At 66.8% G+C, this 9,320-nt stretch carries 11 protein-coding genes; 6 read left to right on the top strand and 5 right to left on the bottom strand.

The features are described from left to right. Window positions 1-44 precede the first annotated feature (44 nt). The 5 genes from ACFTZB_RS38765 to ACFTZB_RS38745 form a co-directional block, all read right to left on the bottom strand. Window positions 45-350 (bottom strand): DUF1416 domain-containing protein, encoded by a 306-nt coding sequence (locus ACFTZB_RS38765; RefSeq protein WP_072943045.1) that lies wholly within the window; start codon window positions 348-350, stop codon window positions 45-47. A gap of 3 nt (window positions 351-353) precedes the next feature. Further along, window positions 354-1,190 (bottom strand): sulfurtransferase, encoded by an 837-nt coding sequence (locus ACFTZB_RS38760; protein ID WP_087557690.1) that lies wholly within the window; start codon window positions 1,188-1,190, stop codon window positions 354-356. Window positions 1,191-1,257: 67 nt separating this feature from the next. Beyond that, on the bottom strand, window positions 1,258-1,710 hold the full coding sequence (locus ACFTZB_RS38755) for a DUF4395 domain-containing protein (RefSeq protein WP_378440191.1): 453 nt from the start codon (window positions 1,708-1,710) through the stop codon (window positions 1,258-1,260). 236 nt (window positions 1,711-1,946) lie between these two features. Beyond that, window positions 1,947-2,420: a thioredoxin family protein gene (locus ACFTZB_RS38750; RefSeq protein WP_378440189.1), complete on the bottom strand. Its 474-nt coding sequence runs from the start codon at window positions 2,418-2,420 to the stop codon at window positions 1,947-1,949. After that, on the bottom strand, window positions 2,417-3,196 hold the full coding sequence (locus ACFTZB_RS38745) for an LmeA family phospholipid-binding protein (protein ID WP_378440187.1): 780 nt from the start codon (window positions 3,194-3,196) through the stop codon (window positions 2,417-2,419). The genes ACFTZB_RS38750 and ACFTZB_RS38745 overlap by 4 nt, the downstream gene beginning before the upstream one ends. 206 nt (window positions 3,197-3,402) lie before the next feature. Between ACFTZB_RS38745 and ACFTZB_RS38740 the strand changes: the two genes are divergently transcribed. The 6 genes from ACFTZB_RS38740 (at window position 3,403) to pstB (ending at window position 9,283) form a co-directional block, all read left to right on the top strand. Continuing rightward, window positions 3,403-4,161 carry a response regulator transcription factor gene (locus ACFTZB_RS38740; RefSeq protein ID WP_043825261.1) on the top strand — a complete coding sequence of 253 codons (759 nt, stop codon included), beginning with the start codon at window positions 3,403-3,405 and terminating at the stop codon, window positions 4,159-4,161. Continuing rightward, entirely contained in the window at window positions 4,158-5,075 is a 918-nt protein-coding gene (mshD, locus tag ACFTZB_RS38735; protein WP_378440184.1) for a mycothiol synthase, read from the top strand. The genes ACFTZB_RS38740 and mshD overlap by 4 nt, the downstream gene beginning before the upstream one ends. A gap of 215 nt (window positions 5,076-5,290) precedes the next feature. Beyond that, entirely contained in the window at window positions 5,291-6,409 is a 1,119-nt protein-coding gene (gene pstS / locus ACFTZB_RS38730; RefSeq protein ID WP_378440182.1) for a phosphate ABC transporter substrate-binding protein PstS, read from the top strand. Window positions 6,410-6,477: 68 nt separating this feature from the next. After that, on the top strand, window positions 6,478-7,551 hold the full coding sequence (gene pstC, locus ACFTZB_RS38725) for a phosphate ABC transporter permease subunit PstC (protein ID WP_378440180.1): 1,074 nt from the start codon (window positions 6,478-6,480) through the stop codon (window positions 7,549-7,551). Between the two features lie 3 nt (window positions 7,552-7,554). After that, complete coding sequence (gene pstA / locus ACFTZB_RS38720) at window positions 7,555-8,463, top strand: phosphate ABC transporter permease PstA (RefSeq protein ID WP_378440178.1); 909 nt, start codon at window positions 7,555-7,557, stop codon at window positions 8,461-8,463. A gap of 43 nt (window positions 8,464-8,506) precedes the next feature. After that, on the top strand, window positions 8,507-9,283 hold the full coding sequence (gene pstB / locus ACFTZB_RS38715) for a phosphate ABC transporter ATP-binding protein PstB (protein WP_015888703.1): 777 nt from the start codon (window positions 8,507-8,509) through the stop codon (window positions 9,281-9,283). Window positions 9,284-9,320 lie beyond the last annotated feature (37 nt).

The following is a 9,320-nucleotide window of genomic DNA, read 5'->3' as shown; positions in this document are numbered from 1 at the left end:
GCTCCGAATGCCGGAGCGGGGCCTTCCTGCGTTGGTGCCGAGTCTTACTCGCCGACCGTGACGTCGACGTTGTGCACGCCTGCGCTCGTCGGGCTCACCGTGGCGGTGCCGTTGCCGGAGCTGGACAGTGCACGCACGGTCCAGTCGCCGGGAGCGGCGAAGAAGCGGAAGTCTCCGGTGCCCGAGGCGACGACCTCGGCGGTGAACTCTCCGCCGCCGTCGAGGAGACGCACGAACGCTCCACCGATCGGCTGGCCGTCAGCGGCGAGAACGCGGCCGGTGATGACCGTTTCCTTCTCGACGTCGACGCCCGCGGGCAGGGTCTGGGTCTGTACAGGTGCTCCACACATGGCTCAGTGAACCTCCAACTCGATGGGTGCGCCGACGAGTGAGCCGTATTCGACCCAGCTGCCGTCGTAGTTCTTGACATCGGACTTGCCGAGGATTTCCTTGAGCACGAACCAGGTGTGGCTGGAGCGCTCGCCGATTCGGCAGTACGCGATGGTGGGCTTCGACTCGTCGTAGCCCTTCTCCGAGTACAGCTTCTCCAGGTCGTCGTCCGACTTGAAGGTGCCGTCCTCGTTCGCGGTGGTGCTCCACGGGATGTTGATGGCCGTGGGGACGTGTCCACGCTGCTGCGCCTGCTCCTGCGGCAGGTGCGCGGGGGCGAGGATCTTGCCGGAGAACTCGTCGGGCGAACGCACGTCGACGAGGTTCTTGTTGCCGATGGCGTCGATGACCTCGTCGCGGAAGGCGCGGATCGTCAGGTCGGGTGCGTCGGCCTTGTACTGCGTGGCCGGGCGGGACACGGTCTCCTTGGAGAGGGGGCGTCCGTCGAGCTCCCACTTCTTGCGGCCGCCGTCGATCAGCTTGACGTCCTGGTGGCCGTACAGCTTGAAGTACCAGTACGCGTATGCCGCGAACCAGTTGTTGTTGCCACCGTAGAGAACGATGGTGTCGTCGTTGGCGACACCCTTGGCCGACAGGAGGTCGGAGAACTGCTGCTGGTTCAGGAAGTCACGACGGACCCCGTCCTGCAGGTCCTTCCGCCAGTCGAGGCGGATGGCGCCTTCGATGTGGCCGCCGTCGTATGCGCTGGTGTCCTCATCCACCTCGACGAAAACGGTCTTGGGGGCGTTGAGGTTCTGCTCAGCCCAGTCGGCGGAGACTAGGACATCGGAGCGAGCCATGGTGTTCCTTTCGATGTGTTCTTACTTGTGTCGGGTGGATCGTGCGGTGGTTCCGGGTGTGAAACTTTCAGGCCGCGGGCCTCAGGCGTGCGACGAGTGGATAGATCTGGCAGCCGAGACAGAACCCGAATGCGGCGTTGAGGAACGCCGCGAACAGGGCGAATGCGGTGGCCACGGCGCCGACGATGCCGGAGCCGGCGAGGAAGCCGACGGTGCCGACGGCGGCGAAGACGAATCCGACGAGTTGCGCGAACCGCAGCGGTGCGGCCGGTTCCCGTTCGCTCGCCGGAGCGAGTCGCGGCGCGACGAGGGTGCCGAAGATCCGGCCGTACGGGCTGCGCCGCGGCCCGGAGGCCGCACCTGCCGCGAAGACGACCGCCTGCAGTGCCAGCAGAATTCCGGCTGCGACCAGCGAGAACGTCGACACGACGAGGACGGCGACGAGGACTGCGGTGGTGACCCAGGCGGCGAACCGGGGGCCACGAACGTCGACCTGCTCGACCTCGAGTGTTGTGGACATGAGAAGTGCTCCTGCGTTGAGTCCTGAATGCTTGCCTGGCGCCGAGCAACGACGGACGACGTCGTCATCGGGTTTCGATCACGTGCGCGGAGTCCGCGGTGTCAGCAGAAAGCGACAGCCCTGGTGATCAGCAACAGGTACAGCAACAAGCCCCGAGGCGGCACAGGTCTACCGTGCGGCGTCGGGTGAGCATGAGCTCGTGGCTGGATTGCACGGCGACGAGTTTACCCGGTTCTTCAGGATTTTGAAGCCGGGGGCCGGGTGAGGGGTCCGAGCGCCGCCTTCAGGTCGGCCGCCGAGGGCACGCCGGACACCCGGAAGCGTTGCTGCAGGTCGGCGTCGAGAATGAACGTCGTCGGCAACGACAGAACGCCGAGTTCCTTGGCGAGAGCGGGATACTCGTCGATGTCGACTTCCACCTCCACGGGTGGTTCGGGCTCGTCGGCGAGGTCCGCGACGACCTGTCCGACGACCCTGCGCACCGCCGCGCAGGGTCCGCACCACTCGGCGGAGAAGTGGAGAACGGTGGCCTGCCGACCGTGCCCCGAACCCGGTCCGACACCCGCCGCCTCGAGGAGCGTGCGACGCTCGCCGGTCACGACCGCGGTCGTCTCGCCGGTGGTCCGGACCTTCCCCTGGCGACGCTGCCAGACGAGCCCGAACACCACGGCCGCGACCAGTGCGATCAGTAACAGTGTGATTCCGGTCATCGGCTCTGCAGTTCGTTCAGGTCGATCGTGACGTTGTCGCCGACGCCCTCGATGACGATCTGGGAGCCCTCCGCGTACACCTCTGTCGGCTGGACGCCGAACGGGAGTTCCTTCGGGTCGATCGTCCGGGTGAACAGGCCGAGGATCGCGGGGGCGAGGGGGTCGGGGATGGTGAAGTCGGCGTGGCCCTCGGGCCCGAAGTAGAAGTCGCTGGCGACGATCTTCACCTGTCCGCCGTCGAGGACCAGGTCGGCCTGCACGCTGACGGTGGTCTCGATCGGTCCGACGGGGACGGTGCCGGTGAGGACGACGCCGCCCGCGGTCGGCATCCCGGAGCCGCCGGAACCGCCGGTGCCGTCCGACTTGCTGGCCGGCGGAGCGGAAACCTGCAGGTCGGGGATGTCGAGGAAGCGCCCGAGGTCGGTGGCGTCGATGAGCATGCGGCCGGAGAGGTGATCGACCGGAAGGGTCTTCACGGAGCCGTCGACGAGGTCGGACAGCGGCGCGGACACGCCGAGCAGGGTGGATTCGATGGTCACCTCACCCACCACGTCACTCTTCACTCCCTGGGCGCGGATCTCGATGTTCTCGTACTTTCCGTCCCACGCCTGGGTGAGGAACGGGAAGCCGTGCACCGTCACCTCGGGATCGGCGGTGAGGGACGCGCCGGCCCGCAGTTCCCGCGACACCCGGTACTCGGCGTAGGCCGCCGAACCGAAGTCGACGACGAGTCCGAGTGCCACGAGGAAGACGATTCCGATGATGAGTTTCCGCACGGCCCCATTGTGACGGACACAGTTCCAAGCGGCGCCGGTGCAACCTCCGCGCCGGTTGCCGGGGTTCGGTGCGACGGACCTTGACGGCGGCGCGCTACTCTGTCACCGACAAAAGTGTCGATACCTTCAGTGTCGATCTACCTGGACCGGCGGACGAACGATCCGTCGGCCGGTCCAGGTACGACGGCGACGAGATGGGAGGCTGTGTGGAGCTACTGCTTCTTACCTCCGACCCCAACCCCGAGGCAGTGCTGCCTGCCCTCGCCCTGCTGGCGCATTCGGTGCGGCCTGCCCCGACGGAGGTGTCCTCTCTCCTGGAAGCGAGCTCCGCCGACATCGCCCTGGTGGACGCGCGCACCGATCTCGCGGCGGCCCGCGGCCTCTGCCGGCTGCTGGGCAGCACGGGTTCAGCGGTCCCCGTGGTGGCGGTGCTCACCGAGGGTGGCCTGGTGGCAGTCAATTCCGACTGGGGGCTCGACGACATCCTGCTCCCGGGCACCGGACCGGCCGAGGTGGACGCCCGCCTCCGACTGCTGGTCGGACGCACCGGCGGCGTCGCCAGCCCGGAGGCGTCGGGCAAGATCACGCTCGGCGAACTGGTCATCGACGAGGGCACGTACACGGCCCGGCTGCGTGGCCGCCCCCTCGACCTCACCTACAAGGAGTTCGAACTCCTCAAGTACCTGGCGCAGCACGCGGGTCGCGTCTTCACCCGCGCGCAGTTGCTGCAGGAGGTGTGGGGATACGACTTCTTCGGTGGTACCCGCACGGTCGACGTCCACGTGCGTCGCCTGCGGGCCAAGCTGGGCAGCGAGTACGAATCCTTGATCGGTACAGTCCGCAACGTCGGATACAAGGCCGTGCGTCCCACGCGCAGCAAGTCGGGTGCGCCGGTGCCGCCGGTCGACGACCTCGACGCCGAAGATGCAGATTTCGAATCCGCGGAAGGACCCGTGATCCAGTGAGCGCTTCGGTGCAGTCCTGGACCGATCGACTCGACGGGAAGCAGGCCGCGGACGTGTCCGCGCTGCTCGACCGCGCGACCGCGGCGGACGGAACCGCGCCCGTGTCGGAGCAGGGCGTGCACGCCGTGTCCGGCGCCGGTGGCGACGGTGTCCGTCATCTCGTGGAGACCGACGCCGATCGGATCGTCGGGTACGCGCAGTTGCAGCCCGGTCGTGGCGAGCACCCCGCGATGGCCGAACTCGTGGTCGATCCCGAGGCCCGCGGCCGGGGGGTCGGTGGCCGACTGGTCACCGAGGTCCTGTCCGAGGGTGGCCCGGACACCCGGGTGTGGGCGCACGGCAACCTGCCCGCGGCACAGGCGGTGGCGCACCGCCTCGGGCTGAGCGGTGCCCGTGAACTGCTACAGCTCCGGCGCCCGCTCGACGGGGCGGAACTTCCGGAAATCGTTGTTCCGGAGGATATTTCGCTTCGCGTGTACCGGGGCGTCGAGGACGATCCGGAGGTGCTGCGGGTCAACGCCGCCGCCTTCGCCTGGCATCCCGAGCAGGGGTCGTGGACCGAACGAGAGATGGCCGAACGCCGCGCGGAGGCCTGGTTCGATCCGGCCGGGCTGTTCATGGCGTTCGCCACGTCGGACGAGGAGCGGCTGCTCGGATTCCACTGGACCAAGGTGCACCCGCAGCAGGGCGACGAGCCGGCCATCGGCGAGGTCTACGTGGTGGCCATCGGACCCGACGCCCAGGGGCGCGGTCTCGGCCGATTGCTCACACTCGCCGGACTGCACTACCTGCGCGACCGCGGGCTCGGTGCGGTGCTGCTCTACGTCGAGGGCGACAACACGTCGGCGCTGCACACCTACGACCGGCTCGGGTTCGAGCGGTTCCACACCGACGTCGCGTACGCGCGAGCCTGAGGCGCTCCTCTACTTCGGCACCCGTCGTTCGTCTCGGAAATATGGGCGAATGCTCGGTCTGTTCACTTTCCGTTCACCGATCGTGGTCCAACTGGACATTAGCTACCCCTAGGTTTCTCCGTGGGCAGCGCCGTGCTGCCTGGTGCAGGATCCTCCCGGTCCGCGCCTCATGTCGCCGCCCGATCGAGGGCGAGACGGTATTTCCGGAGGACTAGGTGAATCTCAAGCGCAGTGGCGCCCTGCTCGGTGCAGTGGCCCTGGGTGCCATGACCTTGGCCGCGTGTGGCAGCGACAACAACACCGCGTCGAGCGGCGTCGACGCAGCCGCCTCGAACGCGACGTGCGAGGGCAAGGCCAACCTCTCCTCGGCCGGCTCCTCGGCGCAGAAGAACGCCATGGACCAGTTCGTCTCCACCTACATCTCCGTGTGCCAGGAAAAGGGCAAGACCGTCAACCTGGCGTACAACCCCAGCGGTTCCGGTGACGGACGTACCCAGTTCATCGCCGGCCAGATCGACTTCGCCGGTTCCGACTCGGCGATCAAGGCCGAGCAGGCCGAGCAGGCCAAGGCGCGCTGCGTCGGCGGCGAGGCGTGGAACCTTCCCCTCGTCTTCGGACCCGTCGCAGTGGCCTACAACCTCGACGGCGTCGAGGACCTGGTGCTGAACGGTGAAGTGACCGCCAAGATCTTCAACGGCACCATCAAGAAGTGGAACGACCCGGCCATCGCCGCCCTCAACCCGGGCGCCACCCTGCCGGACCAGGACATCACCGCGATCATCCGCTCGGATTCCTCGGGAACCACCGACAACTTCCAGCAGTACCTCACGGCCGCCTCCAACGGCGCCTGGACCACCGGTGCCGGCTCCGACTTCACCGGTGGCATCGGTGAGGGCGCCAAGGGTTCCGCCGGTGTCGCGCAGGCAGTGGCCTCCGCGCCCGGATCGATCACCTACGTCGAGAAGTCGTACGCGGACCAGAACAAGCTGTCGGCAGCGCAGATCGACACCGGCTCCGGCCCGGTCGCCCTGTCCGACGAGTCCGCCGCGAAGGCCATCGAGGGTGCGCAGTTCAAGGGTGCGGGTGTGGGCGATCTGACGCTCGACCTCGCCTCGATCTTCGGTACCAAGGAAGCGGGCGCGTACCCGCTGGTGCTCGCCACCTACGAGATCGTGTGCTCGAAGGGTTATGACGCCGACACCTCCGCAGCGGTCAAGTCGTTCCTGGCCAGCGCCGCCAACGAGGGTCAGAACAACCTGGCCGAGCAGGGTTACGTGCCGCTGCCCGACTCCATGAAGGAGAAGCTGAACGCGTCGGTCGCCGCAATCGGCTGATTCACACGGTAAGTCGTTCGGACCCGCCCATGACTCGATATTCTGACGATGAAAGATTGGGAGCGCAGATGAGTGAAGCGCACACCGAATCAGTACCTCGCGCCTCCGGCTCCGCTTCCGGCGGGGCCGGGGTGGGCGGTCCGAACGGCACCCCGGAGGCCGAGTTGAGTTCCACCAAGGCCGAAACCCCGACCCCGACCGGCACTCCTCGCGGCAAGGCCGTCGCGAGGCCGGGGGACCGGATCTTCAAGTTCCTCGCGACCACGTCGGCGATCGTCATCTCCATCCTCATCGCCGCGATCGGCATCTTCCTCGTCTGGCGTGCTGTTCCGGCGCTGAGCCGGAACCAGGTCAACTTCCTCACCAGCCGCGAATGGGTCACCCAGAACATCAACGCCATGGCGTTCGGTGTGCTCGACCTCTTCCAGGTGACGGTTCTGGTGTCGCTGTTCGCGCTCGTGCTCGCGATGCCGGTTGCGCTGGGTATCGCGATCTTCCTCACCGAGTACTCGCCGAGTTGGCTCAAACGCCCGCTGGCGTACGTCATCGACCTGCTGGCCGCAGTGCCGTCGATCGTCTACGGCCTGTGGGGTCTGCTGGTGTTCGCTCCCGCGATCAAGCCACTTGCCGTGTGGCTCAACGAAAAGCTCGGCTGGTTTCCGCTGTTCGCGACGGGCAGCGGATCCATCACCGGCGGCGGCACCATCTTCACGGCGGGCATCGTGCTCGCCGTCATGATCCTTCCGGTCATCACCGCGGTCACCCGCGAGGTGTTCGTCCAGACACCGACATCCCAGATCGAGGCGGCGCTCGCCCTCGGCGCCACCCGGTGGGAAGTGGTGCGTACCACGATCATTCCGTTCGGCAAGTCCGGCTACATCAGCGGGTCGATGCTCGGCCTCGGTCGCGCCCTCGGTGAGACCATGGCGCTGTACCTGATCCTGCGCACCACGTCGCAGCCCTTCGGATGGTCGCTGTTCGACGGCGGCGCCACCATCGCGTCCAAGATCGCCCTCGGCTACGCGGAGTTCAACAACAACATCCAGGCCGGCGCGTACATCGCCGCAGGTCTGGTGCTCTTCGTACTCACGTTCGTCGTGAACGCCGCGGCCCGCGCCGTGATCGCAGGAAAGAAGGACTGACCCATGACCGCGACACTCGACAAGCCGGTCAAGGCACCCACCTTCCGGGGTGTGGGAACCCGCCGTCGAATCACCGACCTCACCGCCACCGTTCTCGTGACGCTGGCAGTGCTCGTCGCCCTCATCCCGCTGGTGTGGGTCCTGATCACCGCCGTCGTCAAGGGCATTCCCGCCCTGACGTCGGCCACCTGGTTCACCCACTCGCTGAGCGGACTCACGTCGTCGGCGGCGGGCGGCGGCATCTATCACGCGCTGATCGGCACGATCCTGCAGGGACTCGTCTGCGCGGTCCTGTCCATCCCGCTCGGGCTGTTCGTCGCGATCTACCTCGTCGAGTACGCCGACCGGAAGTCGCGGCTGGCGAAGCTGACCACGTTCATGGTCGACATCCTCAGCGGTGTCCCGTCGATCGTGGCGGCCCTGTTCATCTACGCCCTGTGGATCGCGACGTTCGGTTTCCCGAAGTCCGGGTTCGCGGTGGCGCTCGCCCTGGTCCTGCTGATGGTGCCCGTCGTCGTCCGTAGCACGGAGGAGATGCTCCGCATCGTGCCGCAGGACCTGCGCGAGGCGTCGTACGCGCTGGGTGTTCCGAAGTGGAAGACGATCGCCAAGATCGTGCTGCCCACCGCGCTGCCGGGCATCATCACCGGCGTCATGCTGGCGCTGGCCCGCGTGATGGGCGAGACCGCTCCGCTGCTGATCCTGGTGGGGTACGCACCCTTCATCAACTTCAACCTGTTCGGTGGCGAGATGGGCACCCTGCCCGGCGTCATGGTCGCCGAGATGAACAACCCGACCGATGCCGGTACCAACCGCATCTGGGGCGCGGCGCTGACGCTGATCCTGCTCATCGCCATCCTCAACATCGCGGCCAAGGTCGTCGGCCACTTCTCACAGGTCCGCAGCAAGTGACACATACACTCGATTTCGTACATCAATCAGTAGGGAGCCGGTAATGGCCAAGCGTCTGGATCTCAAGGACGTCAACATCTACTACGGCAAGTTCCACGCCGTCGCCGATGTCGGGCTGTCGGTCCCCCCGCGGAACGTGACCGCGTTCATCGGTCCGTCCGGTTGCGGCAAGTCGACCGTGCTGCGTTCGCTGAACCGCATGCACGAGGTGACTCCCGGTGCGCGCGTGGAGGGTTCGATCCTCCTCGACGGTGAGGACATCTACGGTTCCGGCATCGACCCGGTCGGCGTCCGCAAGACGATCGGCATGGTGTTCCAGCGTCCCAACCCGTTCCCGACGATGTCCATCAAGGACAACGTCGTGGCCGGCCTCAAGCTGCAGGGCGAGCGCAGCAAGAAGCGTCTCGACGAGGTGGCCGAACGGTCGCTGCGCGGCGCGAACCTGTGGAACGAGGTCAAGGACCGTCTCGACAAGCCCGGTGGCGGACTCTCCGGAGGTCAGCAGCAGCGTCTGTGCATCGCCCGGGCCATCGCCGTCTCGCCCGACGTCCTGCTGATGGACGAGCCCTGCTCGGCGCTCGACCCCATCTCGACCCTCGCGATCGAGGACCTCATCACGGAGTTGAAGAAGGACTTCACCATCGTGATCGTCACCCACAACATGCAGCAGGCGGCGCGTGTGAGTGACCAGACCGCGTTCTTCAACCTCGAGGCCACCGGCAAGCCGGGGCGTCTCGTCGAGATCGACGACACCGAGAAGATCTTCTCCAACCCGACGCAGAAGGCCACCGAGGACTACATCTCGGGCCGCTTCGGATAACGCTCACCGACGAGAACGCCCCGGCAGGATCTTCGGC

Source organism: Rhodococcus sp. NPDC057014 (assembly GCF_042673295.1).
Classification (GTDB): Bacteria; Actinomycetota; Actinomycetes; order Mycobacteriales; family Mycobacteriaceae; genus Rhodococcus_F.
Note: the sequence above shows the minus strand (reverse complement) of the source record. Positions and strands in the feature narration are given on the sequence as shown.